General features: G+C 59.4%; 23 protein-coding genes. 18 read left to right on the forward strand and 5 right to left on the reverse strand.

Annotated features, from left to right (window positions below):
• Window positions 1–26 precede the first annotated feature (26 nt).
• Window positions 27–446 carry a putative quinol monooxygenase gene (locus ACR0ER_RS14025; RefSeq protein WP_480769474.1) on the reverse strand — a complete coding sequence of 140 codons (420 nt, stop codon included), beginning with the start codon at window positions 444–446 and terminating at the stop codon, window positions 27–29.
• 301 nt (window positions 447–747) lie between these two features.
• On the opposite strand from ACR0ER_RS14025, the gene ACR0ER_RS14030 reads away from it, so the two are divergent.
• The 10 genes from ACR0ER_RS14030 (at window position 748) to ACR0ER_RS14075 (ending at window position 11,661) form a co-directional block, all read left to right on the forward strand.
• A complete protein-coding gene (locus ACR0ER_RS14030; RefSeq protein ID WP_480769515.1) occupies window positions 748–2,691 on the forward strand; it encodes an AMP-binding protein in 1,944 nt (647 codons plus the stop codon).
• A 78-nt stretch (window positions 2,692–2,769) separates the two neighbouring features.
• Window positions 2,770–3,588, forward strand: a complete 819-nt coding sequence (locus ACR0ER_RS14035) for an ABC transporter ATP-binding protein (RefSeq protein WP_170326177.1) — start codon at window positions 2,770–2,772, stop codon at window positions 3,586–3,588.
• 29 nt (window positions 3,589–3,617) lie between these two features.
• On the forward strand, window positions 3,618–4,604 hold the full coding sequence (locus tag ACR0ER_RS14040; protein WP_480769475.1) for a branched-chain amino acid ABC transporter permease: 987 nt from the start codon (window positions 3,618–3,620) through the stop codon (window positions 4,602–4,604).
• 3 nt (window positions 4,605–4,607) lie between these two features.
• Window positions 4,608–4,865: a hypothetical protein gene (locus ACR0ER_RS14045; RefSeq protein WP_170334193.1), complete on the forward strand. Its 258-nt coding sequence runs from the start codon at window positions 4,608–4,610 to the stop codon at window positions 4,863–4,865.
• A 3-nt stretch (window positions 4,866–4,868) separates the two neighbouring features.
• Window positions 4,869–5,945, forward strand: coding sequence for a branched-chain amino acid ABC transporter permease (locus tag ACR0ER_RS14050; RefSeq protein ID WP_170334191.1), 1,077 nt, complete (start codon window positions 4,869–4,871; stop codon window positions 5,943–5,945).
• Window positions 5,946–6,016: 71 nt separating this feature from the next.
• Entirely contained in the window at window positions 6,017–7,300 is a 1,284-nt protein-coding gene (locus tag ACR0ER_RS14055) for an ABC transporter substrate-binding protein (protein ID WP_480769476.1), read from the forward strand.
• Window positions 7,301–7,373: 73 nt separating this feature from the next.
• The gene (locus ACR0ER_RS14060) at window positions 7,374–8,207 is read left to right on the forward strand and encodes an ABC transporter ATP-binding protein (protein ID WP_170334188.1); all 834 of its coding nucleotides are present in this window, start codon (window positions 7,374–7,376) and stop codon (window positions 8,205–8,207) included.
• Window positions 8,208–8,220: 13 nt separating this feature from the next.
• A complete protein-coding gene (locus ACR0ER_RS14065; protein WP_480769477.1) occupies window positions 8,221–9,447 on the forward strand; it encodes a phenylacetate--CoA ligase family protein in 1,227 nt (408 codons plus the stop codon).
• 121 nt (window positions 9,448–9,568) lie between these two features.
• A complete protein-coding gene (locus tag ACR0ER_RS14070) occupies window positions 9,569–11,233 on the forward strand; it encodes an ABC transporter permease (RefSeq protein ID WP_480769478.1) in 1,665 nt (554 codons plus the stop codon).
• A gap of 77 nt (window positions 11,234–11,310) precedes the next feature.
• Window positions 11,311–11,661, forward strand: a complete 351-nt coding sequence (locus ACR0ER_RS14075) for a DUF2794 domain-containing protein (RefSeq protein WP_170334182.1) — start codon at window positions 11,311–11,313, stop codon at window positions 11,659–11,661.
• On the opposite strand, the gene ACR0ER_RS14080 is transcribed toward ACR0ER_RS14075, so the two are convergent.
• From ACR0ER_RS14080 to ACR0ER_RS14090, 3 genes are all read right to left on the reverse strand, one after another.
• Window positions 11,658–12,395, reverse strand: coding sequence for a C40 family peptidase (locus ACR0ER_RS14080; RefSeq protein WP_480769479.1), 738 nt, complete (start codon window positions 12,393–12,395; stop codon window positions 11,658–11,660). The genes ACR0ER_RS14075 and ACR0ER_RS14080 overlap by 4 nt on opposite strands.
• Window positions 12,392–13,774, reverse strand: a complete 1,383-nt coding sequence (locus ACR0ER_RS14085; protein ID WP_480769480.1) for a leucyl aminopeptidase family protein — start codon at window positions 13,772–13,774, stop codon at window positions 12,392–12,394. Before ACR0ER_RS14085 ends, ACR0ER_RS14080 begins: the two co-directional genes overlap by 4 nt.
• Window positions 13,775–13,837: 63 nt before the next feature.
• Complete coding sequence (locus tag ACR0ER_RS14090; protein ID WP_480769481.1) at window positions 13,838–14,227, reverse strand: hypothetical protein; 390 nt, start codon at window positions 14,225–14,227, stop codon at window positions 13,838–13,840.
• 174 nt (window positions 14,228–14,401) lie between these two features.
• Here ACR0ER_RS14090 and ACR0ER_RS14095 point away from each other — a divergent pair, with 174 nt between their 5' ends.
• The 8 genes from ACR0ER_RS14095 to ACR0ER_RS14130 all read left to right on the forward strand — a co-directional run bounded on the left by ACR0ER_RS14095 (window position 14,402) and on the right by ACR0ER_RS14130 (window position 22,981).
• Window positions 14,402–14,875, forward strand: coding sequence for a phosphoribosyl-AMP cyclohydrolase (locus ACR0ER_RS14095; protein ID WP_480769482.1), 474 nt, complete (start codon window positions 14,402–14,404; stop codon window positions 14,873–14,875).
• A 131-nt stretch (window positions 14,876–15,006) separates the two neighbouring features.
• Entirely contained in the window at window positions 15,007–15,543 is a 537-nt protein-coding gene (locus ACR0ER_RS14100; RefSeq protein WP_480769483.1) for an SRPBCC family protein, read from the forward strand.
• A 122-nt stretch (window positions 15,544–15,665) separates the two neighbouring features.
• Window positions 15,666–16,832 (forward strand): LacI family DNA-binding transcriptional regulator, encoded by a 1,167-nt coding sequence (locus ACR0ER_RS14105; protein WP_480769484.1) that lies wholly within the window; start codon window positions 15,666–15,668, stop codon window positions 16,830–16,832.
• Window positions 16,829–18,184 carry an ABC transporter substrate-binding protein gene (locus ACR0ER_RS14110; protein ID WP_480769485.1) on the forward strand — a complete coding sequence of 452 codons (1,356 nt, stop codon included), beginning with the start codon at window positions 16,829–16,831 and terminating at the stop codon, window positions 18,182–18,184. The genes ACR0ER_RS14105 and ACR0ER_RS14110 overlap by 4 nt, the downstream gene beginning before the upstream one ends.
• Before the next feature lie 57 nt (window positions 18,185–18,241).
• On the forward strand, window positions 18,242–19,474 hold the full coding sequence (locus ACR0ER_RS14115) for a carbohydrate ABC transporter permease (protein ID WP_480769486.1): 1,233 nt from the start codon (window positions 18,242–18,244) through the stop codon (window positions 19,472–19,474).
• Entirely contained in the window at window positions 19,474–20,682 is a 1,209-nt protein-coding gene (locus tag ACR0ER_RS14120; RefSeq protein ID WP_480769487.1) for a carbohydrate ABC transporter permease, read from the forward strand. The genes ACR0ER_RS14115 and ACR0ER_RS14120 overlap by 1 nt, the downstream gene beginning before the upstream one ends.
• A 5-nt stretch (window positions 20,683–20,687) precedes the next feature.
• Window positions 20,688–21,935, forward strand: a complete 1,248-nt coding sequence (locus tag ACR0ER_RS14125) for an MGH1-like glycoside hydrolase domain-containing protein (protein ID WP_480769488.1) — start codon at window positions 20,688–20,690, stop codon at window positions 21,933–21,935.
• Entirely contained in the window at window positions 21,935–22,981 is a 1,047-nt protein-coding gene (locus ACR0ER_RS14130) for an ABC transporter ATP-binding protein (protein ID WP_480769489.1), read from the forward strand. Before ACR0ER_RS14125 ends, ACR0ER_RS14130 begins: the two co-directional genes overlap by 1 nt.
• A 545-nt stretch (window positions 22,982–23,526) precedes the next feature.
• On the opposite strand, the gene ACR0ER_RS14135 is transcribed toward ACR0ER_RS14130, so the two are convergent.
• A complete protein-coding gene (locus ACR0ER_RS14135; protein ID WP_480769490.1) occupies window positions 23,527–24,549 on the reverse strand; it encodes an aspartate-semialdehyde dehydrogenase in 1,023 nt (340 codons plus the stop codon).
• Window positions 24,550–24,598: the final 49 nt, after the last annotated feature.

Genomic DNA, 24,598 nt, shown 5'->3' on the forward strand with positions numbered 1-24,598 from the left:
CGTTTGGCTGAATACACTAACCAAGGTCAGCGGGCAAAGCCCGCGATCTTCTCCAGGTAGACAGCAGGAGCGTCTGCAAAGACCTCTTTGAGATCATCCTCGGCCGGGCCATAGACGGCTATGCTCTCGACAGTGAAAGTAGCAAAAAAATCGTCCGCGAAATTGGAACCAAAGTTTCCCATATGAACCATTGCCGCCGCATTATTGGCGTAACGTTCGTAAATATGTACCGCTTCCCCGGACCGCATATATTCATAGATCAAAGCATCGGGTTCATTGGTCATCGTTGCATCTGACATCCGCGTCAATAGCGGCACAACATTGTCCTCCATACCCTCGTTGATGGACATGACAATGCTCCAATGGACGTCGTCGGAACTCTGATCTTCCGCCAATGCGCCGGTTGATGCAAAAGCCAGTAGTGCCGTTGTGAAAATAAGTTTCATAACACTCTCCCAAAGAAAATAAGGTTTAGGATCGCATTGGGGTGCCCTTACGTCAACTTTTCTGCTTCCCGATCCATTCTCGTTAAAAGCACATCAGGCAACATAGGCGCCTCTTCTGCCCCTGTTACAATTCGTAAGAATTGAGAAAACATCAGGCAAAAGTTGACGCTGATCGTGCCACTGTCCCTTAAACGGGGCATTGGTGTCCGGGTTTATGCTCGGACCTGCCATTTCCGGCCCGGGGAGGGGTCGGATGGGGAGGAGAGAGAGATTGGCTCAGACGCAGTCGGGCGCGGACGGGATGGCCTCCCTTCCGGCGCTGCTACATCGTAATGCGACACAGTTCGGGGACGCCCCGGCCTATCGGGAAAAGGAATTTGGCATCTGGCAATGCTGGACCTGGGCGGAAACGGCCAGGGAGATTCGGGCAATTGCGCTTGGTTTTCTGGAGATTGGCGTTGAAAAGGGTGACCATATTGCCGTGATCGGTCGCAACCGTCCGGCGCATTACTGGTCGATGGTGGCCGCGCAGATGGTGGGCGCGGTGCCGGTGCCTTTGTATCAGGATTCCGTGGCCGAAGAGATGGCCTATGTTCTGGAACACTGTGGCGCGAAATACGTGGTCTGCGGCGATCAGGAGCAGGTCGACAAGGTCATCGAGATTCAGGAAAACCTGCATCAGGTCAAACACATCCTCTATACCGACAAGCGTGGGATGCGGAAATACGACCATTCCCAGATGAACGCGTTGGACGACATCATGGCCGAAGGAAGCGCGGGTCACGCGCGCTTCGACGCGGAACTGGACAAGCGGACCGCAGCGATCACCTATGACGATACCTGCGTGATGCTCTATACCTCAGGTACAACGGGCAAGCCCAAAGGTGTGGTGCTGTCGAACCGCAACGTGATCGAAAGCGCCAAGAACTCGGCCGAGTTTGATCACCTGACCCGGAACGAAGACATCCTGTCCTATCTGCCGATGGCCTGGGTCGGCGACTTCATCTTTTCCATCGGTCAGGCTTATTGGTGCGGTTTCTGCGTGAACTGCCCCGAAAGTGCCGACACGATGATGACCGATCTGCGCGAGATCGGGCCGACCTATTTCTTCGCCCCGCCGCGCGTGTTCGAGACCCAGCTGACCAACGTGATGATCCGGATGGAGGATGCGGGCAAGCTGAAGCAGCGCATGTTCCACTACTTCATGGCGCACGCCAAGAAGGTCGGAGGTCTGTTGCTGGATGGAAAGCCTGTGGGTTTTGGTGACCGCCTGAAATACGCGCTGGGCAATCTGCTGGTCTACGGTCCGCTGAAGGATACGCTGGGGTATGGCCGGTTCCGTGTGGGATATACGGCCGGAGAGGCGATCGGGCCGGAGATTTTCGATTTCTACCGCTCGCTTGGCATCAACCTGAAACAGCTCTACGGCCAGACCGAGGCGACTGTGTTCATCACCGTCCAGCCGGATGGTGAGGTGCGCGCGGATACGGTGGGTGTACCAGCCCCGGCGGTTGAGTTGAAGATCGACGACAATGGAGAGATCCACTACCGCTCGCCCGGTGTGTTCGTCGAATACTACAACAACCCGGACTCGACTGCATCGACCAAGGACGCCGAGGGTTGGGTGGCCACCGGTGATGCCGGGTTCATCGAAGAGAATTCGGGTCATCTGCGGATCATCGACCGCGCCAAGGATGTGGGCAAAATGGCCGATGGGTCAATGTTCGCGCCAAAATATGTTGAGAACAAGCTGAAGTTTTATCCCGACATTTTGGAAGTTGTGCTGTTTGGCAATGGCCGGGATCACTGTGTGGCCTTCATCAATATCGACTTGACCGCAGTCGGTAACTGGGCGGAACGCAACAACGTGGCTTATGCGTCATACCAAGAGTTGGCGGGCCATCCGCGTGTGTTAGAGACGATTCGCAGCCATGTGGAAGAGGTGAACAAGTCCGTCGCTGCCGATGAAATGCTGTCCGGTTGTCAGGTCCATCGCTTTGTGGTGCTGCACAAGGAACTGGATGCGGATGATGGTGAGATGACACGGACGCGGAAGGTGCGGCGCGGGTTCGTCGAGGAGAAGTTCAGCGACATTATTGCGGCGCTGTATGACGGGTCCGAAACGGTCTCGACCACAACCGAAGTTACCTATGAGGACGGTCGCAAGGGGTCGATCTCAGCGACATTGCAGATTGTGGATGCGCCGGTTGTGCCGGTCGCGCAACACAAGGTGGCTGCGGAATGAGGGCCGGTCATGCGCCGCTCTACCTGCGGTCGTCGCCCCGCCCGCCGTCCCATGTTTGCGTAAGTCTGGGAGGGGCTGATGCTGGATAGTACCGAAGGATATGTCACCGAGGACGGCCGCAAAATCGGCGGCGTGGTGATGGAGATGAAGAACATCACCCTGCGTTTTGGCGGTGTTGTGGCGATCAAGGATATCTCGTTTGATATTCGCGAGGGTGAGATCCGCGCCATCATTGGGCCGAACGGGGCGGGCAAGTCCTCGATGCTAAACGTAATCTCGGGGTTTTATGTCCCGCAGGAGGGTGAGGTCTGGTTTCATGGGGCAAAGCGCCCGCCGATGCGCCCCTATGAGGTAGCGCGGCAAGGTATTGCGCGTACGTTCCAGAACATCGCCCTGTTCGAAGGTATGAGCGTTTTGGATAACGTCATGACCGGTCGGCTGAACTACATGAAGACCAACATGTTCCAGCAAGCCTGGTGGAAAGGCAAAGCCGAGGCGGAAGAGGTTGAAAACCGCGAAGCCGTCGAGAAGATCATCGACTTTCTGGAAATCCAACACATCCGCAAGACGCCGGTATCGCGCCTGCCTTACGGGTTGAAAAAGCGGGTCGAACTGGCCCGCGCGCTGGCGGCAGAGCCCAAACTGCTGCTGCTGGATGAACCGATGGCGGGCATGAACGTGGAAGAGAAAGAGGACATGAGCCGCTTTATCCTAGACGTGAATGACGAGTTCGGCACCACCATCGCGCTGATCGAACACGATATGGGCGTGGTGATGGACCTGAGCGACCGGGTGGTCGTGATGGATTACGGCAAAAAGATCGGCGACGGCACACCGGATGAGGTGCGCAGCAACCAGGACGTCATCGACGCCTATCTGGGGGTCAGTCATGACTGAGCATCGGACAGACATGTGGGGAGGCACAGATGCCTGAACAACTCGTATTCGCGATGGAGGTCATCCTCAACGGTCTGATGGCCGGGGTGCTCTATGCGCTGGTCGCGCTGGGCTTTGTGCTGATCTACAAGGCCTCGGGGATATTCAATTATGCTCAAGGGGTTATGGCCCTATTCGCGGCGATGACGCTGGTTGGGATCATGAACGGACAAGTTCCTTTTGCGCATCTGATCAACGCAACTTTTGGGACGCATATCCACTATTTCGGCTGGAACGTTCCGGCGCTGCTAGCGATCATCCTGACTATGGGTGTCATGGTGCTGCTGGCCTGGGCGGTGCAGCGGTTCGTCATGCGCCATCTGGTGGGGCAGGAGCCGATCATCCTGTTCATGGCTACCATCGGCCTGGCCTATTTCTTGGAAGGCGTGGCTGACCTGATGTGGGGGTCTGAGATCAAGACACTGGATGTGGGTCTGCCTCAGGGTATCAACCTGTGGATCGATGAGACGACATTCAACATCTTCGGGTATGGCTTCTTCATCGACAATCTGGACATTGTGGCGACGGTGATTGCGGCTCTGCTGGTGGCGGCTCTGGTCGCGTTCAGCCAGTACACCAAACAGGGTCGGGCGATGCGCGCTGTGGCGGATGACCATCAGGCGGCGCTGTCTGTTGGGATTTCGCTGAACTTCATCTGGATCATGGTCTGGTCGGTTGCGGGTTTCGTGGCGCTGGTCGCAGGCATCATGTGGGGCACCAAGTCGGGCGTGCAGTTCTCTCTGTCGCTGATCGCGCTCAAGGCGCTGCCGGTGCTGATGCTGGGCGGGTTCACCTCGATCCCTGGAGCCATCGTGGGCGGGCTGATCATCGGTGTGGGTGAGAAGCTGTTCGAATTTGCCATCGGCCCGCTGGTCGGCGGCGCGACCGAGAACTGGTTCGCCTATGTGCTCGCGCTGATTTTCCTGGTGTTCCGTCCACAGGGTCTGTTCGGCGAGAAAATCATCGAGAGGGTGTAGGGCATGACCAAATTCATCGCCATCATCAACGTCATCTCGTGGGCTGGGTTCTGGGCCTTTGGATACATCGCCATCACCTCGGATGATCTGACGGATGGTCAGCTGACTATCGCCGCGATCCTGGCCTTTGCCGGGCTGATCATGGGCGTGCTGGCCTATCTGAAACTGGTGCGCGCCTCTGAGGCGAGCGGATATGCCAAAGGGTCCAACCAACTGGACGCTGAGGCCCGCAACAAAGCGCAGGAACAATGGGGAAAGTAAGACATGTTCTATCGTGAGGCCGGGGATTTCAAAACCTCGTACATTGATGACAGCCAGACCTTCCCGATCAAGTTCGACCGGTATCGGTACTATGTCGTGCTGGCTGTGGCGTTTGGGATCATTCCGTTCCTGATCAACGACTATCTAGCCAACGCGCTGTTGCTGCCGTTCCTGATCTACGCGATTGCCGCGATCGGGCTGAACATTCTGGTGGGCTATTGCGGGCAGGTCTCATTAGGTACCGGGGGGTTCATGGCCGTGGGGGCCTATGCCTGCTACAAGCTGATGACCGCCTTCCCGGATGTCAGCATGTTCATCCATGTGCTGCTGGCCGGAGGGATCACGGCCATTGTCGGTGTGCTATTCGGCCTGCCGAGCCTTCGGATCAAGGGGTTCTATCTGGCTGTGGCAACGCTGGCGGCGCAGTTCTTTCTGGTGTGGTTGTTCAACCGGGTGCCGTGGTTCTACAACTATTCGGCCTCGGGCCAGATCAACGCACCGGAACGTGACGTGTTCGGTATCATCATCACCGGTCCGAACGCGCCTGCTTGGGCGACCTATTTATTCTGCCTGATCTTCCTGAGCCTCTGCGCCCTGATCGCGCGCAACCTGACGCGCGGAACCACCGGCCGCACATGGATGGCGATCCGCGACATGGATATCGCGGCCGAGATCATCGGGGTGAACCCGCTCAAGGCGAAACTGACCGCCTTTGCCGTCAGCTCGTTCTTTGTGGGCATCGCGGGCGCGCTGTTCTTCGCGGTTTATCTGGGCGCGGTCGAGGTCGGCGAAGTCTTCGGCATCCAGAAATCGTTCCTGGTGCTGTTCATGATCATTATCGGTGGATTAGGGTCTATTTTTGGCTCGTTTGCCGGGGCAGCGTTCCTAGTGCTGCTGCCGGTGGTGCTGAAGGTGGTCGGTGCCGACTGGCTGGGCTGGCCGACCGATATCGTCGCGCATCTGCAGCTGGTGATCGTCGGCGGGCTGATCATCCTGTTCCTGATCCTTGAACCACACGGTCTGGCGCAGCTGTGGCGCGTGGCGAAAGAGAAACTCAGACTCTGGCCGTTCCCGCACTAGGGCAGGCCCAATCAGATAACGGGTGCAAAGCCCGAACCCAACATCGGATCAACCAAGGGAGGAGACACCCGATGAAATTGAAACTGGCAACCGTGGCGCTTGGCGCCGCAATGGCAGCGGGGCCGGTCATGGCCGATCTTGTGTTCCCGTCGCTCAGCTATCGTACTGGCCCATATGCGGCGGGCGGGATTCCGTTTGCAGACGGCTATGCGGACTATTTCACTTTGCTGAATGAACGGGATGGCGGGATCGGCGGCGTTCCGATCAAGGTCATCGAGTGTGAAACCGGCTATAACACCGAAAAGGGTGTGGAATGCTATGAATCCACCAAGGGCGAAGGCTCGTTGGTGTATCAGCCCTTGTCCACCGGGATTACCTATCAGCTGATCCCGAAAACCACCGCTGATGGCATTCCGATGCACACGATGGGGTACGGGCGCACCTCGGCCAAGAACGGCGACGTGTTCAGCCATACCTTCAACTACCCGGCGAACTACTGGGACGGAGCTTCGGGTGCGGTCAACTATCTGCTCGAGGAAAACGGCGGCGATCTGAGCGGCAAGAAGATCGCGCTGGTCTACCACAACTCGGCCTATGGCAAGGAACCGATCCGTACGCTGGAAGAACTGTCAGCCAAGCACGGCTTCGAACTGGCCGCCCTGCCGGTGGATCACCCCGGTCAGGAGCAGAAATCGCAGTGGTTGCAAATCCGTCGCGACCGACCCGACTATGTCCTGATGTGGGGCTGGGGTGTGATGAATCAGGTCGCCGTACAGGAGGCCGCCAATATCCGTTTCCCGATGGAGAACTTCATCGGTATCTGGTGGTCGGGTTCGGAAAACGATGTGCTGCCTGCGGGTGAGGCCGCGAATGGCTATAAGGCATTGACCTTCCACAACGTCGGCACCGACTTCCCGGTTTTTGACGATCTTCAGAAACATGTGATCGACGCTGGCAAAGCCGCCGGTGCAGGTGATCAGGTTGGTACTGCCCTGTATAACCGTGGACTCTATGCCGCGATGCTTGCCGCCGAAGCTGCGAAAACGGCGCAGGAAATACATGGCACCGCTGAAATCACCCCCGCGATGATGCGCGATGGCATGGAAGCCCTTGAGATGACCGAGGCGAAGATGACCGAGCTGGGTCTGCCGAACTTTGGTCCGACATTCTCGGTCTCGTGCGACAACCATGGCGGTGACGCTCTGGTGGGTGTGACGCAGTGGGATGCGGCGAACAAAGCCTGGACGCTGATCTCGGAATTCAAACCGACCGATGGTGACGTGATTGGCGGGCTGATTGACGAAGATTCCGCAGCCTACGCGTCGGAAAACAACATCGATTCGCGCTGCAACTAAGGCGCTTTGACAAACCCGGGGCGGCGGTGAGCTGCCGCTCCGAACCCCACACTCGCACGAAGGACACGCGCAGATGCTGGATGCGGCTCAAACCACCGAAGTTCAGGCGGAAACCCTGCTTGAGGTGAACAATATCGAGGTGATCTACAACCACGTCATCCTGGTTCTGAAGGGTGTCAGCCTGACCGTGCCCAAAGGAGGCATTACCGCGCTGCTCGGCGGAAACGGGGCGGGCAAGACGACGACGCTTAAGGCGGTGTCGAACCTGCTGCATTCGGAACGCGGCGAGGTCACCAAAGGGACGATCAAGTATCGCGGGACCAGCGTACATGAAAGCGATCCGGCCGATTTGGTGGAAAAGGGCGTCATCCAGGTGATGGAAGGCCGCCATTGTTTCGAACACCTGACGGTCGAGGAAAACCTACTGACCGGCGCCTATACCCGTAAGGACGGAAAGGCCGCGATCCAGCAGGATCTTGAGCTGGTTTATACCTATTTCCCCCGCCTAAAGGAACGCCGCCGGTCACAGGCAGGCTATACCTCGGGTGGTGAACAACAGATGGTGGCGATGGGCCGGGCGCTGATGTCGCGCCCCGAGACGATCCTGCTGGACGAACCCTCGATGGGTCTGGCGCCGCAGCTGGTCGAAGAGATTTTTGGCATCGTGAAGGATTTGAACGAGAAAGAGGGCGTGTCCTTCCTACTCGCCGAACAGAATACAAACGTGGCTCTACGCTTTGCCCACTACGGCTACATTTTGGAATCGGGCCGCGTGGTGATGGATGGCCCGGCGGCGGAACTGCGCGAGAATCCGGACGTGAAGGAATTCTATCTGGGCATGTCGGATGAGGGGCGCAAAAGCTTCCGCGACGTGCGCTCGTATCGCCGCCGCAAGAGGTGGCTGTAAGCGGATGGAGGATATGGTCATGACAAAGCATTACGACGCTCTCGAAACCCGCTCAGCCGACCAACGTGCCTCCGATCAGGCGCAGGCATTGCGTGTGCAGCTTCAGCGGGTGCAGTCCGCGCCAGGGTTTGAGGCACATCTGGCTGGGATTGATAGCAACGCTGTCGCATCGGTTGAGGATCTGGTGAAACTGCCGATTCTACGTAAATCCGATCTGGCACAGGCACAGGCCTCGCGGCCCCCGTTCGGCGGCTTTACCGTCAAACCGGCGCGGCATTTCCACCATGTGTTCCAATCCCCCGGTCCGATTTACGAACCCGGCAGCACCGATCCCGATTGGTGGCGCATGGGGAGATTCCTGCATGCGGCGGGCGTGGGTCCGGGCGATATTGTGCAGAACTGCTTTGGCTATCATCTGACCCCTGCTGGCATGATCTTTGAAAGCGGCGCGCGGGCCGTGGGTGCTGCGGTTCTGCCCGCCGGTACCGGTCAGACCGAGCTGCAGGTGACCGCCGCACGCGACGTGTGCTGCACCGCCTATGCGGGTACACCAGACTATCTGAAGGTTATTCTGGACAAGGCAGATGAGATGGGCGTGGCGCTCGGATTTACGTCTGCCGTAGTGGGCGGCGGCGCGCTGTTCCCGTCCTTGCGTCAGGAATATGCCGACCGCGGCATTTCCTGCCTGCAATGCTATGCCACCGCCGATCTGGGCAATATCGCTTACGAAAGCCCTGCGATGGAGGGGATGATCATCGACGAACATGTCATCGTCGAGATCGTTACCCCAGGCACCGGAACCCCTGTGGCCGAGGGTGAAGTGGGTGAGGTCGTGGTGACCTCGCTGAACCCCGACTATCCGCTGATCCGGTTTGCGACTGGCGATTTGTCGGCGATTATGCCGGGGGAGTCCCCCTGTGGCCGCACCAATCTGCGGATCAAGGGCTGGATGGGCCGGGCCGACCAGACCACCAAGATCAAGGGCATGTTCGTGCGACCCGAGCAGGTGGCCGCGCTGGTCGAAAAACATGAAGAGATCGTCAAGGCCCGCGTCATCGCGGCCCGTCAGGGCGAGATGGACACCATGACCGTTCAGATTGAAAGCCCCCGCAGCGACGACGTGGCCTATGCCAAATCTGTCATCGAAGTCCTGAAACTGAAAGGCGCGATCGAGGTCGTGGCCCCCGGATCGCTGCCCAAGGACGGATTGGTGATCGAGGATCAGCGCGTCTACGAATAACCCTGTAAAACAGCTCTGCGGCAGTATGTGCCGCAGAATTGTGTCGCCGCCCACTGGTGTTTCTTAGCGTTTTGGTCAATTAAAGGCGGAACCTGCGCCTTAGCCTGTCACAACCGGAAACATGGCCGAAATCGAGTATTCAGAACACGGAACGCGCCATAAGGGCGTGTTTGGCACCCGGCTGGTGGGCACGGTGGCCTGTCTGGTGGCCGCCGCATGTCTATTGCCGATGGTAGCGGTTGTTCTGGCGGCTGTAACGGGCGGGACGGACACGATCTCGCACCTGCTTGATACGGTTTTGCCGCGATATGCACTGACGACTGTGGTTTTGGTGGTTCTGGTAGCCATTGGCACCTTTTCCATCGGCGTGGGCGCGGCGTGGTTGGTGACGATGTGCCGTTTTCCCGGTGTACGCTTCCTTGAGATTGCACTGGTCCTGCCGCTTGCATTTCCGGCCTATGTGTTGGCCTATGCTTATACTTTCATTCTGGATCATCCCGGCATCGTTCAAACCACCCTGCGCGAGGTAACCGGCTGGGGTCCTCGCGATTATTGGTTCCCCGAGATCCGCTCGACCGAGGGCGCGGCGGTGATGCTGATCCTCGTACTCTACCCTTACGTCTATCTGTTGGCCCGTGCGGCGTTCCTGCAGCAAAGCGCTACCGCATTTCTTGCTGCCCGCGCGCTGGGTAAAAGCCCGTGGCTGGCTTTCTGGCACGTGTCGCTGCCGATGGCGCGTCCAGCCATTGCGGGGGGTGTACTGCTGGCCATCATGGAGACCATCGCCGATTTCGGCACGGTGGCCTATTTCGGCGTGCAGACCTTTGCCACCGGCATTTTTACCAGCTGGTTTTCGATCGGAGACCGCGCCGCTGCCGCGCAATTGGCCCTGTGCCTGCTGGGCTTCGCGCTGGTCATGGCGATGGCCGAGCGAATGCAACGCGGTAAGGCGAAGTATTACCAGGCGGGGAAAAGCCATGCGTCCTTGCCCTCAGCGCGGCTGAAAGGCTGGCAATCTTTGGCAGCCTTTACGCTCTGCGCTATTCCGGTTTTTCTGGGATTTTTGCTGCCGGTCTTCATTCTGATCCAGATGGGCCTGCAATCGGAACAGAACCTGCTGTCGCGGCGTTATATCGGGTTCATCCAGAACTCCCTGACTTTGGCGGGTACAGCGGCGGTGGTCACCGTGTTTGCTGCGATCTGCGTAGGGTTCTTTCAACGCTTGCGCCCGGGGCGGGGATCGGCCACCGCGGGGTATCTGGCACGTTTGGGCTATGCAGTGCCGGGCGGGGTGATCGCGGTGGGCCTGATGGTGCCGTTTGCCAGCTTTGACAACGCGCTGGATGCGTGGATGCGGCAGACCTTCGATATCTCGACCGGGCTTCTGGTGACGGGGTCGATTTGGTTGCTGATCGCGGCCTATATGGTGCGCTTTCTGGCCGCCGCGCTCAGCGCTTATGAAGGTGGGCAGAGCACGGTTCACGCCAATATGGACGCCGCCGCGCGATCGCTGGGCCAGACGCCCTTGGGCACGCTGCGCCGGGTGCACCTGCCGATCTTGACGCCGTCACTTTTGACGGCGCTGCTGATCGTCTTTGTCGATGTGATGAAAGAGCTTCCCGCGACCCTGATTATGCGCCCGTTCAACTTTGATACGCTGGCGGTGCAGGCCTATCGGCTGGCCTCGGACGAACGTCTCGAAGGGGCGGCCGTGCCTTCGTTGGTGATCCTTGCAGTGGGGCTGTTGCCGGTGATTCTGATCTGTCGTCAGGTCGGGCGGCGCTAGGTCACGATCGACCAAAAAAACCACACCTTGTTGTGCTTGGGCTTGATTCAAACGCATTTTCCGGCAAGGCTGAGGGTATGAACATGCAGCCTCCCAGCCGGTTTTCTGCTAACTCGGCACAGATGCCCGTCGCGTTCGACCGGCGCGAGATGTCCCATATCCTGTCCGTCTATGGCCGGATGGTCGCCGCCGGAGAAATGCGGGATTACGGTATTTCCAACCTACGGGACATGGCGGTTTTTTCCATTTTTCGACGCACGGCCGAGCATCCAATCTACCGGGTCGAGAAACATCCGCGCCTGCGGCAGAAGCAGGGGATGTATTCGGTGATTGGCATGGACGGTCGCATCCTGAAACGCGGCCATGACCTGCGCACCGTGTTGCGGGTGCTGGAGCGTAAGCTGATCCGCTCAGTCGACCTTGATTAGAGCCTTTTGTGGGCTGTAACGGGCCCGTCGCCCTGATCCAGTATGCGCGCGATTGCCTGATCCATCGGCTCAAACGTCACGTCCATGTGATAGGCATTGGCGTGCAGTAGCATGTTGTCGTCATAGACCCAGGCGACATGGCCTTTCCAGAACAGTAGATCGCCATGTTTCGGGTTCTTCCCTGCGGGCAGGGCCTGACCCAGTTCCCGCTCCTGATCGCCGCTGTCGCCGGGGCAGGGGATACCGCAGGCCAACAGCCCGGCCTGCACCAGACCCGAGCAATCCAGCCCGAACCGGCTGTTGCCGCCCCACAGGTATGGCGTGCCCAGAAACAGCTCGGCCACGGCGACCGGGTCGGTCAGGTGTGTGGCGTTAAGCTTGGCGTGGACAGCGGGGATAAAGCCCAGTTCCGTTTCCAGAAACCGGCCCTGTTCCGACAGGACTTGAATTTTGCTGCCGAAACTTAGCGAGACCCGGTCGGGGCTTTTCATATCCGGTTCCGCATAGGCGTGGGTCGCGGGGGCGGTGATCCAATGCGTATCTGGAACCGCTGCTCCCAATTGGTCCGAGGCGACCCAGCCAGTGTAACTGTCCTTGTCTGCGGTCACACGGCTCCAGCCCCCCTGGGCTTCAGTCACGGTGACAATATCCCCGAACAACAACTGCCGGTCCCGCGGGCCATCGGGGTGGCGCAGCAGGTCAACCACGGGGTTTATGATGCGCTGTTGGTTCATAGATTCAGAATCTCGGGCAGGGCGGTAAGCAGTGCGCGCGGGCCTTGGCCAAGGCCGCCTTTGCTGCGACCCGGCGCTTTGCTGGGTTGCCAGGAATAGATGTCGAAATGTATGTAGCGGCTGTCGCCGACAAACCGGCGCAGGAACAGCGCGGCCGTGATCGATCCCGCAAACCCGCCCGAGGGCGCATTGTCCAGATCGGCAATGCCCGGTTCGATCATCGCTTCATAGGGTTCGTGGAACGGCATCCGCCAGACTGGATCAGCGGCCTGTTGTGCGACCCGCGCCAAGGCATCGGCGGCCCTGTCGTCATCGGTGTAGAACGGCGCCAGATCACCGCCAACGGCCACCCGCGCCGCGCCGGTTAGTGTGGCCATCGAGATCACCAGATCGGGGGCACCCTCATCCGCCAGGGTCAGCGCATCTGCCAACACCAGCCGCCCCTCGGCATCGGTGTTGTTGATCTCGACCGTCAGACCCTTGCGCGAGGTCAGGATATCGCCGGGGCGGAAGGCGTTTCCGGAGACCGAGTTCTCAACCGCCGGGATCAGTACTCGTAGTTGCAACGGCAGCTTCAACGCCATTATCATTCGCGCCAGACCCAGCACATTGGCCGACCCGCCCATGTCTTTCTTCATCAGCGCCATTGAGTTTCCGGGCTTAAGGTTCAGCCCCCCGGTATCGAAACACACGCCCTTGCCGACCAAAGTCAGATTCGGACCCGAGTCGCCCCAGTTCATCTCGATCAGGCGCGGTTCCTGCGCGGCGGCGCGGCCAACGGCGTGGATCATCGGAAAGTTCTGATCCAGCAGGGCTTGCCCCTTGATCACGTCGCAGGAGGCACCGAACTCCTGCGCCAGTGCCTCGGCCGCGACTTGCAACTGATCGGGACCCATATCTGCGGTGGGCGTGTTAACCAGATCACGGGTCAGGGCCTCGGCCTGAGCCAGAAACTCGACTCGCACTGCATCAATTCCTTCGGGGGCAACCAGACGCGCTTTGGCCCCGGATTGCGTGGCATAGCGATCAAACGCATAACCGGTCAGCAGCCAGCCCAGACATTCGGTGTCCAGCGCATCCGCGGGCACGCCCGATGCAATGAAATAGGAGCCTTTGGGCAGTGCTTCGGCGGCGGCGGCCAGCGGAAACCGCTTGCGCGCGCGGCCTGCTACTTTGCCATAGCCCGCCACAGCAAACTCTGGATCGCCGTCTGAACCCGGAATTAGGGCGACTTGCCCAAGTGCGCCGGTAAAGCCGCTGGCCTGTACCCAGTTCGACACATGATCCGGCTGGCCTGCCAGCCAGTCATCCAGATCGGGTTGCGCGATGACGTGCAGTGGCAGCGAGGGTTCAGAGGGCGAAGCAAAGGACAGGGTCATGGAAATCTCGGCTGGTTCGGTTTGCGTCCAGCCTAGCCGCCCACGGCCCGTCCGCAAGCCCCGTCAGACGGAAAGATCCTGCTGATCCCAGATCACGGTCAGAGACTTTTCTCCGACCCGGATCAGCCGCGACAGGGTAGCCCCGGTGGCCACTGCATCGCCGGTGTCCACGGTCTGCGCCACATCCCCGGCAACCCGCGCCAATGCGACCATGCCGACTTGATCCGCGATCGCCACCAGCGAGCGCGCGCATTTGCGCAGCCCCGCCCAATCGCGCTGTCGCCAGAACCCTTCGCAGTTCGACAGGCGCACGGCCAGTTCCTCGACCGCGCGGCACAGCACATCCAGCGCGTTCTTGTCGCCAAGTTGGCGATACAATCCGCTCAGCTGGTCCGGATCCAGCCGAACGGTTTCCTTGTGTTCAAGTGTGAGTATCTTATCCACCACAATCACCCCAGTTCATTACGCCCCCGCGGCATGGGCCGACATTGACGGCCAATTCCTTTGCAAAACCTTGCTTTCGCGCTGGATAATGGCTCGAATTTTCGGCGAATTCCGGGTAGTGCGTTGCTTGAAACGCTACTCGGTTGTTACCATTTGCCAAAAAACCGCGGAAAGGACAGACCCATGCCGATCACCACCGATGAACTGACCGCTGCGCGCGAAGCCTGGGGTCAGGGGCTGATTGCAATTTCAAAAGCCTATGAAGAAGGCGGTATCGACGCGGCGCGCCCCGTTGCCGAAGGTGTTCTGGACGCTGCCTATGGCTATAATCTGGGACCGGTTCTTTTCAAGCCGACCTTGGCGTCGGGGGACCAGACCTTTCGCCCGACGCACCATGGCGCGCTTGCCTATTTTGTCGGCCATGACGCCGAATACCCGTTGGATGGTGGGTTCGGTATCAAGGGTTGGCGTGCAATGGAAAGTGTAACATCCGCCAGCTTTGTCGAAGGCGATGTTGCCATGTGGATGGGTGCGGTCATACTGACGGACAAAGATGGAAACGTCACGCAGGTCGACAAAAGCTTTGGCTACAAGAAGGATGCCGAAGGCGTGCTGCGCATTGTGTTGCACCACTCGTCCTTGCCCTATCAGCCGTGACCGCGAGCTGAGGCAAACAGAAATCCGGTGACGGGTTGTTCCGAATTTTCGATGGGCGCGGGATCAGGTCTCTGATTCCGCGCGATTTTTTGCTATAGTCGCCCCATCCGGGTTTGGATCGGGGACGCCTCATGCGATTCATCAAACGCATTCTTCTGGCTCTGCTTGTGCTTGTTTTGCTGCTGATCGGGGTTTCCTATCTGCTACCCGGGCGGGCCGAAGTGTCGCGCAGCATTGTCATCGACGCCCCGCCCGCGACCATCTTTCCTTATATAAACTCGATGCAGGAGACCGAGAAATGGTCGCCCTGGCTGGAGCGTGATCCTGAAACGCAGCTAACCTATAGCGGTCCCGAGGCCGGGGTAGGCAATACCCTGAACTGGAGCTCGGAAAATCCGCAGGTCGGGACCGGATCGCAGGAGATCATCGAAAGCGTTCCCGATCAGGCGGTCAAAACGGCGCTGGATTTCGGATCGATGGGCACCGCTTCGGCGTCGTTTGACCTGGTGCCCGAGGGTGATCAGACGCAGGTGACCTGGGGATTCGTCACAGATCTGGGCCTGAATCCGATGGCCCGTTGGATGGGATTGATGATGGATGACTGGGTGGGCGGCGATTATGAACGCGGCCTGTCCAATCTGAAAGCGGTGGTCGAAGCGCAGAGTTAGCGGAGTACGCCCCCCGCTAAGTTGTGACCTCAGAATAAAAAAATCAGCAAAGGCGCTAAAAAATGACCAGTTTGCATCTTTTTTAACTTTTTCGTTGCCGAAACCGGTTTCGGAGCAAACAAATGGAAAAAATGGCTACGAATCTCTCATATCGATCCTTCGCGTCAGCGAATCGCACCTCGGTCTCTGGCCGGGTGAAGCTGGACGAGTTGGCGGCGCATCTGGGCTTGTCGAAAAGCACGGTGTCGCGGGCGCTGAACGGCTATTCCGATATCTCTGAGGTCACGCGGACACGGGTCCAGACCGCCGCCCGTAAGCTGGGTTACCGACCGTTAAGTCATGCGCAGGCAATCCGGACCGGGCAGGTGCGGGCCATTGCGATGGTGCTGAACAGCGAAGAGCCGGACCAACACAACCCGTTCCTGCAGGACTTTCTGGCCGGAGCTTGTGAGGCCGCCAGCAGCCTGGACTGGACGATGACGATCTCCACCGCAACCTCGGAACGTGACACGCTGACGGTGCTCAGCCGCCTGTTCGAGGAACGCAAGGCGGACGGCTTCATCCTGCCGCGAACGATGGTCAAGGATGCGCGCGTCGGGCTTTTGCGCAATCTCGAGGTGCCGCATATCTTGTATGGCCGCACCGGGTACGGGCAGCCGAACACGTGGGAGGAGACCTCATGGTTCGACATCGCGGGCGAAACCGCGATGCGCAAGGCTGTACTGCGGTTGGCCGGGTTCGGACATACGCGCATCGGCTTCGTCGGAAGTGATCCCAAGTTCAACTACAGCCACCTGCGTCGCGATGGGTTCACCGAAGGTCTGCATCAGGCGGGTCTGCCTCTTGATCCCGACCTGATCCGCGAAGGCGCCCGCACGCGCGAAGATGGCGCCGCACAGGCAATGGCGCTGATGCAGTTGGATCAGCCGCCGACCGCGATTGTCTTTGCCACCGATCTGGCCGCGTTGGGCTTCTGTGCCGCCGCGCAGGATCTGGGGTTTGAGATTGGCCGCGACGTGTCGGTCATCGGCTATGACGGCATTCCGGAATGCCGTTACGCGCGCCCCGCGCTGACCACATTCGCCGTCGATTCCCGCATGGCCGGGCAGCGGCTGGCAACCTTGCTGATCCGCCAGATCCGGGGCGAAGACCCCGCCGACCTGCGCGAGTTGACCGAGGCGACTTTGATCGAAGGGGAATCGGACGGGCCGCCGCATCTGACACCGGCGGAACTGGCGATGAAACGCACTGAATTCAATAAGGAAAAAACGGGAGGAGACCACATATGAAACTGACACCCAAAGCCGCCAGACTGATGCTTGGATCGTCGCTGGCCCTAGCGCTGACCGCTCTGTCCGTGCAGGCCGATACGATCCGGTTCTGGACCACTGAGGAACAGCCCGAGCGTCTGGCCAAACAGCAAGAGATGGCGGACCAGTTCAAGGCTGAAACCGGCACCACGGTCGAGGTGATCCCTGTCACCGAAAGCGATCTGGGCACCCGCGCGACTGCGGCCTTTGCCGCCGGAGACCTGCCGGACGTGGTCTATCACACGCTGCAATACGCTCTGCCATGGGCCGAGGCTGGCATTCTGGACACCGAAGCCGCCACCGAAGTGATCGAGGAACTGGGTGCCGACACCTTTGCCCCCGGCGCGCTGGCCATGGCTGCGTTCAATGACGAAACCGCATCCGTGCCGGTGGATGGCTGGACCCAGATGGTCGTCTACCGCAAGGACCTGTTCGATGAAGCCGGTCTGGAAGCGCCCAACAGCTTTGCCGACATTCAGGCCGCGCTTGAGGCCCTGCATAACCCGCCCGAAATGTACGGTTTTGTCTCGGCCACCAAGGTCGACGAGAACTTCATGAGCCAGGTTCTGGAGCATGTTTTCCTCGCCAATGGCGTCTCGCCGGTCGGCCCTGACGGGTTCCAGCCGCTGGATGAGGCCAAGACCACCGAGGTTCTGGATTTCTACAAGGCGATCTCCAAAGCGTCCCCTCCGGGTGAGCTGTACTGGAAGCAATCGCGCGAGCTGTATTTTGACGGCAAGGCCGCGATGATCATTTGGTCGCCCTTCATTCTGGACGAATTGGCCGGTCTGCGCGACAGCGCCCCGCCGACCATCACCGATGACCCGACCTCGCGCGATCTGGCGGGTAAGACCGGTATCGTCACCAAACTGTCCGGTCCGTCGAACCCCGATGGTGCGGCTTGGGGTGACGTTCGCTACTTTGGCATCACCAACGATGCAGATACCGATGCGGCGATGGAATTCGTGAAATACGCCATGGATCAGGGCTATACCCAGACCCTGGCCATCGCGCCCGAGGGTAAGTTCCCGGTTCGTCGCGGCAACGCCGACAACCCAACCGCCTTTGCCGAGGCTTGGGCCGAGCTGCCTGTGGGCGTGGACCGCAAAGCCCCGCTGGGCGAACTCTACGAACAGGCGATGATCGACGAAATCGTTGGCGGTCTGGATGTGGCTCAGCGTTGGGGCGTGGCCGAAGGGCAGCTGTCGCTGGCCTCGAAGATGATCAACTCTCAGGCCATCAACCGGATCGTGCGTCAGTATATCGACGACGAGATCGATGCCGCCGCCGCTGTTGCGGTCATGAACGAAGAGCTGGCCAAGGTTCAGTAATCCACCAGCACCGGCAGCGGCGTCCGCGCCGCTGCGCACAACCCTTCGAGGTATCTCATGTCTTCGGCCACCCCACCGACCGGAACCGGGGCGCTTGCCAAACGCGAGGCGCGTCTGGCCTGGGCGCTGCTGGCTCCGACCGTGATCAGCGTGTCGCTTGTGGTGATCCTGCCCTTGCTGGCAATCATCTGGATCAGCTTCAAGCCGTTTACCCTGTCGGACCTGCGCCCTCCTGCGCCGGTTGTCCGCGAAAGCCTGCGCGGATCGGGCGACGATCTGCGGATCGAATACCGTCTGCGCAACTCCAGCCAGGAGATCGCCATCGAAGGCGTGACCCTGAGCGATGTACTGCCCGACGGAGTAACCGCCGGAGAAGTTGCCGCGCCCTGTGTTCTGAACGGGTCGGAATTGTTCTGCGATTTCGGCACTTTGGAAGGCGGTCAGCGGGAACGCATCCGCATCCCGGTCGCGTTTGATGGTGACCCCGATGCCTTCGAGGACGTGGTCGAAGGATCGGAACCGCGCGTCACCGGTAGTGGACCGAGCGTTTTGACCAATCTGGAATTCAGCCTCGAAAACTTTGCCCGGGTGTTTGACGGGTCCGAGTTCTGGGGCGTCCTGTGGGTGACCCTGTTCTACACCGTGTTCGGCACCATCGGCGCGCTTGTCATGGGTCTGTTTGCCGCGCTGCTGCTGAACAAAAGCTTCAAGGGGCAAGGCTTTATTCGTGGCCTCTACCTGTTCCCCTATGTCGCGCCAGTGATCGCCGTGGCGTTTACCTGGGTCACGCTGTTCGATCCGTTCTCGGGCTCGGCCAATGCGCTGTTGGTGCAAATGGGCCTCAGCAGAGAACCGATCAACTTCTTCGGCGAACGCCCCTTGGCCCTGATCATGGTCACTGTGTTCGAGATCTGGCGCTATTTCCCGCTGTCCTTCTTGTTCATCCTTGCGCGGATGCAGTCCATCGATAGCAGCATGTATGAGGCAGCGGATATGGATGGCGCCTCGCCGTTCCAGAAATTCTGGCTGCTGAGCATCCCGCAACTGCTGGGTATCCTGTCGGTGCTGTTTCTGCTGCGCTTCATTTGGACGTTCAACAAGTTCGACGACATCTTCCTGCTGACCGGCGGCAATGCGGGCACTCGCACGCTGACCGTGAATGTTTATGAACAGGCCTTTGCAGTCTCGAACATCGGGGCGGGCGCGGCGGTGGCCGTGGTGATCCTGATGTGCCTGATCGCCTTCAGCTTTGTCTTCTTCCGTTTCATCAGCCGAGAGGAGGGCCTGTGATGCGCAAAGGGTATATCACCGGCCCCGTTTTGGGCGCGCTGTGGATGTTGGTGATCGCCACCACCATCGCGGTCACCATGTCATTTGCAACGGGCGCAGCGTTTCGCCCGCAGGTGCTGCTGAGCTTGATCTGGGGTGCGGTGGCCGGGCTGGTTTATGTCCGCTTTCCCGAGCGGCGTGCTCCTGCCCGTCTGGGTGTAGCGGCTTTACTGGGCCTATCCTGCCTGACCGGCTTTGGCCCGGTCCTGATTGGGTCGGACACCACGCTGCAAGCGGTTTTGATCACCGTGGTCGCGGTGGCCGTGGTGATGCATGTCTCAATGGCCGCGATCCTCAAGGAGTTGCCATTTGCAGAACTCACCCGTCACGAATTCGAAGATGCGGTGATCCGTTTCTGCACCGGCTTCGGCTATATCTTCTTTACCGCCATCGTGGTCATACCCTTCTATGTGATGGTGATGACCAGCCTAAAATCGCAACAGGCTTTGCTGCAGAACCCGCTGGATTTCTCGGTCGACCTGAGCCAGGGCACGGCTCTGTTCCGCAGCTACACGGAACTGTTCCGCGACTTCAATTTCGGCACCTACCTGTGGACGTCCTTTTACGTGTCGTGCCTGACCGTGTTCATCACCCTGCTGTTCAGTGTGCCCGGAGCCTATGCAGTGGCGCGGTTCCGGTTTCAGGGGCAAAAGGCGTTCTCACGCTCAATCCTGCTGATCTACATGGTGCCGATGATCGTGCTGGCGCTGCCGATTTATATCGCGTTCTCGCTGACCGGCCTCCGCAACTCGATCCTTGGCATCGTGATGATCTACCCAGTCACCACGATCCCGGTCGCGCTCTATATGCTGCAGGGCTATTTCCGCGGCCTGCCGACCGAAGTGGAAGAGGCCGGTCTGATGGACGGCCTGTCGCGACTGGCGGTGATCTGGAAGATCACCCTGCCGCTCAGCCTGCCGGCGCTGGCGTCGGTGTCGCTCTATGTCTTCATGATTGCGTGGAATGAGTTCCTGCTGGCCTTCATGCTGCTGGACGACCCGTCGAAATTCACCCTGACTCGAGGCGTCACGATGCTGAACTCCTCGGAAATTCCCCGCCAACACCTGATGGCCGGGGCGGTGATAGCCACCGTTCCGATCATGGCCCTGTTCCTGGGGCTTGAACGTTTCATGACCAAAGGCCTGACAGCAGGCTCGGTCAAAGGATGACTGAGATGAACTACTATACGACGCCGAGTGAATCGGCCCGCAACATCCTGATCGCCAATGATCGGGGCGGCTATACGATCCCGACCAGCGGCCTTTACCCCTATCAGTGGAACTGGGACAGCGCGGTCGCGGCGCTGGGCTTTGCCGAGTTCGATATCGACCGTGCCTGGGTCGAGCTTGAGACACTGTTCTCGGGCCAGTGGGACGACGGCATGGTTCCCCATATCCTGTTTCACAAACCCGATCCCGGGTACTTTCCCGGACCGGATGTCTGGGGCGGCACCGGGCCGATTGCGTCTTCGGGTGTGACCCAGCCGCCGCTGGCCGCCACCATGGCGCGACGGGTTTGGGAGAAGGACCGCGCCGCGGGCGAGGCACGCCTTCGCGCCCTGTTCCCGGCCATGCTGGCCTGGCATCGCTGGTTCATGGCATGGCGTCTGGATGAGCATGGCGCGGTCTGCACTACCCATCCGTGGGAGGCCGGTCGTGACAACGCGCCGGACTGGGATGGCGCGATGGCGGGGATCGATGCCTCGGACGTGGGTGAATATCAGCGCCGCGACACAAGCCATGTGAACAGCGCCGACCGGCCCACGAAGTACGACTATGACCGTTACATCAAACTGGTGCAGATCGGGCGTGAGGTCGGTTGGGATCAGCAGAAACTTCTGGACCTCAACCCGTTCCGCGTCGCCGACCCGACTATGAGCTTCACCACCCTGCGCGCGGCCCGCGATTTGCTGGCGATCAGCGCGGAACTGGGCATTGAGGCCGAGGGGCTTAGCGCCGATGTAGCCCGGCTTGAGGACGGTGCGCTGTCGCTGTGGAACGAGGCGCTGGGCGCTTTTGATGCCCGCGATGCACATACAGGCGAATGGGCCGAAAGTGTCTCTAACGCGAGTTATTTGTGTTGGTATGCGGGCATTCAATCCCCGCAGATGCTGGACCGTGTGAAGATCGTTTTGACCACCGTGCCGCATCCGATCCCCAGCTATGATCCGAACATGCCAAAGTTCGATGAGCGACGGTATTGGCGTGGGCCGACCTGGGCCTTCATGAACATGCTAGCGGGCTTTGGCCTTGCGGAAATGGGCCACGGCGTCGAGGCTGAAGCCCTGCGCCTGAAAACCGCGCGTCTAATCGCGGGCCACGGCTTTGCTGAATACTACGACCCGATCACCGGTAGCCCGGCCGGGGGCAACTCATTCACTTGGACAGCCGCCGTCTGGCTGCATTGGGCAGGGAGGAACTGATGGGCAGCATCGAGCTCAAATCCGTCGAGAAATGGTTCGGCGAGGTGCAGGTGATCAAAGGCATCGACCTGCAGATCGAAGAGGGTGAGTTCGTCGTCTTCGTCGGCCCCTCAGGCTGTGGCAAGTCCACGCTGTTGCGGATGATCGGGGGGCTCGAGGATATCTCGCGCGGGTCGCTTCTAATCAATGGGGCGGATGTCACCGATCACCCACCATCGAAACGCGGGTTGACCATGGTGTTCCAGTCTTATGCGCTCTATCCGCACTTGACGGTGGCCGAGAATATGGGGTTCTCGTTGAAGGTTGCCGGTGTATCCAAGGTCGAGATCGCCGAACGCGTTGGCACTGCTGCCGAGGTGCTGAAGCTGGAGCCTTATCTGGAGCGCCGCCCCAAGGATCTGTCCGGCGGCCAGCGTCAGCGTGTTGCTATCGGCCGCTCGATCGTGCGTGACCCGACTGCGTTTTTGTTCGATGAACCGCTGTCCAACCTCGACGCCGCCCTGCGGGTCGAGATGCGGTATGAGATCGCCAAGTTACACCAAAGCCTTAACCGAACCATGATCTACGTGACCCACGATCAGGTCGAAGCGATGACGCTTGCCGACCGCATCGTGGTGCTGGAATTCGGCAAGATCGCGCAAGTTGGCACGCCCCGAGAGCTGTACGAACGCCCCGCCAACCTGTTCGTGGCGCAGTTCATCGGCAGCCCAAAAATGAACGTCCTGCCCTGCACCGTGGCCGGAGATCGCTTCCGCCTTGAAAACGGCGGCAGCGGCCCGTTTGATCGTACCGGCGCGGCCACGATGTTGGGCATCCGCCCGGAACATATCAACGTGGTCGAACCCGGCGCAGGTCACAGCGACGGGTTGGTCGAGGTGGTCGAATACCTCGGCGCCGATATGTTCGTCATCGTTGATTGCGGAACCGAGGAGAAAGTCACTGTCCGCCTTGGTGGCGATACCGAGATCAAGGCTGGTTCAAAGATCGGTCTGCACTTTGCGCCGGAGAAGCTGCAGTTTTTTGATGGTGAAGGGCAAGCGTTGTAAAGTTGAGCGCGGCAGAAAAATTCTGTCGGCTCGTCAGTTTCTCTCGCCACAAATGACAGTCACAGTTCCATCTTGGGATGTTTGCGTCATCCCAAGGACTCAGTGTTTCGCGTTCAACTCGAACAAGAGGTAGGACAAAACCATAGTCATCGCGAAGGGCCTGAAGAAAAGCACTGCGTTTCTGAAAAGCTCCTGACTTGCGTTTGCATTCCCTTTGTAGCGCAATACCCGCCATACAGATCCGCAACCGCCGGTAAAAATGCTCTCAACAGGCCTGTTATGACCGGCGTAGTTCGAGGCAAAATCAGACTCGAAAAAGAGGCTAGGAACAGGAAAAACCGAATGAGGGCGGTGACAAAGCCAATCAGGATCAGAATGACAAGGAACAGGATTAAGAACCTCACTTGAACTGTGCCTTTCTGATTTGAGCTTGTTTGGGTAGCTTGTTCGCGCGACCAAAGCTGACATAATCTAAGTCTGTTCGGAGAAACAAAAAACCCCGCCGGTGATACGACGGGGTTTCTTTGATTTCCTGAGCTTCAACCTCAGCCCTTTTTCAGAACCTCACGGCCCAGTAGTTCGGCGATCTGCACTGCGTTCAGGGCAGCACCTTTGCGCAGGTTGTCCGAGACGCACCACAGGTTGATGCCGTTTTCAACGGTCGAGTCCTGACGGATGCGGCTGATGAACGTGGCGAAGTCGCCTGCGCATTCGACCGGCGAGACGTAGCCGCCAGCTTCGCGCTTGTCGATCACCATGATGCCCGGAGCTTCGCGCAGGATGTCGCGGGCCTCGTCTTCGTCCAGGAATTCCTCGAACTCAATGTTCACGGCCTCGGAATGGCCTACGAAAACCGGTACGCGGACACAGGTGGCCGTGACCTTGATCGACGGGTCGACGATCTTCTTGGTTTCCACAACCATCTTCCATTCTTCCTTGGTCGAGCCGTCTTCCATGAAGACATCGATCTGCGGAATGACGTTGAAGGCGATCTGCTTCTGGAACTTCTTCGGTTCAACTTCGGTGGTGGGGTTGTAGACCGCTTTGGTCTGATCCCACAGCTCATCCATGCCCTCTTTACCGGCACCCGAAACCGACTGATAGGTCGACACGACAACGCGCTTGATCTTGGCGCGGTCATGCAGCGGCTTCAGCGCGACAACCATCTGCGCGGTCGAGCAGTTGGGGTTGGCGATGATGTTCTTGTTTTTGTAGTCGTGGATCGCCTCGGGGTTACATTCCGGTACGATCAGCGGAATCTCCGGGTCATAGCGATAGAGCGATGAGTTATCGATCACCACGCAGCCAGCGGCCGCCGCCTTGGGGGCGTAGACCTTGGTTGCGTCCGAGCCGATGGCGAACAGCGCCATGTCCCAGCCGGTGAAATCGAAGGTGTCGATGTCCTGGGTTGTCAGTGTCTTGTCGCCAAAGCTAACCTCTGTGCCCAGCGAACGACGGCTTGCCAGGGCGGCAAGTTCATCGACTGGGAACTGGCGTTCCGCCAGGATGTTCAGCATTTCGCGGCCCACGTTACCCGTGGCGCCGGCGACAACGACGCGATAGCCCATTTCATGTCTCCAAAGTTAAGGACGCGCGTTCATAGCCGCGTTGCAGCAA

This window comes from Ruegeria sp. CH8 (assembly GCF_056536985.1).

What these genes read in the sequence shown, in the direction of transcription:
- ACR0ER_RS14060 (WP_170334188.1), top strand. Translation starts at nt 7,374, where the DNA reads ATGCTGGATGCGGCTCAAACCACCGAAGTTCAGGCGGAAACCCTGCTT.
- ACR0ER_RS14065 (WP_480769477.1), top strand. Translation starts at nt 8,221, where the DNA reads ATGGTCATGACAAAGCATTACGACGCTCTCGAAACCCGCTCAGCCGAC.
- ACR0ER_RS14115 (WP_480769486.1), top strand. Translation starts at nt 18,242, where the DNA reads ATGTCTTCGGCCACCCCACCGACCGGAACCGGGGCGCTTGCCAAACGC.
- ACR0ER_RS14135 (WP_480769490.1), bottom strand. Translation starts at nt 24,549, where the DNA reads ATGGGCTATCGCGTCGTTGTCGCCGGCGCCACGGGTAACGTGGGCCGC.
- ACR0ER_RS14075 (WP_170334182.1), top strand. Translation starts at nt 11,311, where the DNA reads ATGAACATGCAGCCTCCCAGCCGGTTTTCTGCTAACTCGGCACAGATG.
- ACR0ER_RS14095 (WP_480769482.1), top strand. Translation starts at nt 14,402, where the DNA reads ATGCCGATCACCACCGATGAACTGACCGCTGCGCGCGAAGCCTGGGGT.
- ACR0ER_RS14045 (WP_170334193.1), top strand. Translation starts at nt 4,608, where the DNA reads ATGACCAAATTCATCGCCATCATCAACGTCATCTCGTGGGCTGGGTTC.
- ACR0ER_RS14025 (WP_480769474.1), bottom strand. Translation starts at nt 446, where the DNA reads ATGAAACTTATTTTCACAACGGCACTACTGGCTTTTGCATCAACCGGC.
- ACR0ER_RS14085 (WP_480769480.1), bottom strand. Translation starts at nt 13,774, where the DNA reads ATGACCCTGTCCTTTGCTTCGCCCTCTGAACCCTCGCTGCCACTGCAC.
- ACR0ER_RS14040 (WP_480769475.1), top strand. Translation starts at nt 3,618, where the DNA reads ATGCCTGAACAACTCGTATTCGCGATGGAGGTCATCCTCAACGGTCTG.
- ACR0ER_RS14035 (WP_170326177.1), top strand. Translation starts at nt 2,770, where the DNA reads ATGCTGGATAGTACCGAAGGATATGTCACCGAGGACGGCCGCAAAATC.
- ACR0ER_RS14125 (WP_480769488.1), top strand. Translation starts at nt 20,688, where the DNA reads ATGAACTACTATACGACGCCGAGTGAATCGGCCCGCAACATCCTGATC.
- ACR0ER_RS14120 (WP_480769487.1), top strand. Translation starts at nt 19,474, where the DNA reads ATGCGCAAAGGGTATATCACCGGCCCCGTTTTGGGCGCGCTGTGGATG.
- ACR0ER_RS14055 (WP_480769476.1), top strand. Translation starts at nt 6,017, where the DNA reads ATGAAATTGAAACTGGCAACCGTGGCGCTTGGCGCCGCAATGGCAGCG.
- ACR0ER_RS14110 (WP_480769485.1), top strand. Translation starts at nt 16,829, where the DNA reads ATGAAACTGACACCCAAAGCCGCCAGACTGATGCTTGGATCGTCGCTG.
- ACR0ER_RS14050 (WP_170334191.1), top strand. Translation starts at nt 4,869, where the DNA reads ATGTTCTATCGTGAGGCCGGGGATTTCAAAACCTCGTACATTGATGAC.
- ACR0ER_RS14130 (WP_480769489.1), top strand. Translation starts at nt 21,935, where the DNA reads ATGGGCAGCATCGAGCTCAAATCCGTCGAGAAATGGTTCGGCGAGGTG.
- ACR0ER_RS14080 (WP_480769479.1), bottom strand. Translation starts at nt 12,395, where the DNA reads ATGAACCAACAGCGCATCATAAACCCCGTGGTTGACCTGCTGCGCCAC.
- ACR0ER_RS14030 (WP_480769515.1), top strand. Translation starts at nt 748, where the DNA reads ATGGCCTCCCTTCCGGCGCTGCTACATCGTAATGCGACACAGTTCGGG.
- ACR0ER_RS14105 (WP_480769484.1), top strand. Translation starts at nt 15,666, where the DNA reads ATGGAAAAAATGGCTACGAATCTCTCATATCGATCCTTCGCGTCAGCG.
- ACR0ER_RS14100 (WP_480769483.1), top strand. Translation starts at nt 15,007, where the DNA reads ATGCGATTCATCAAACGCATTCTTCTGGCTCTGCTTGTGCTTGTTTTG.
- ACR0ER_RS14070 (WP_480769478.1), top strand. Translation starts at nt 9,569, where the DNA reads ATGGCCGAAATCGAGTATTCAGAACACGGAACGCGCCATAAGGGCGTG.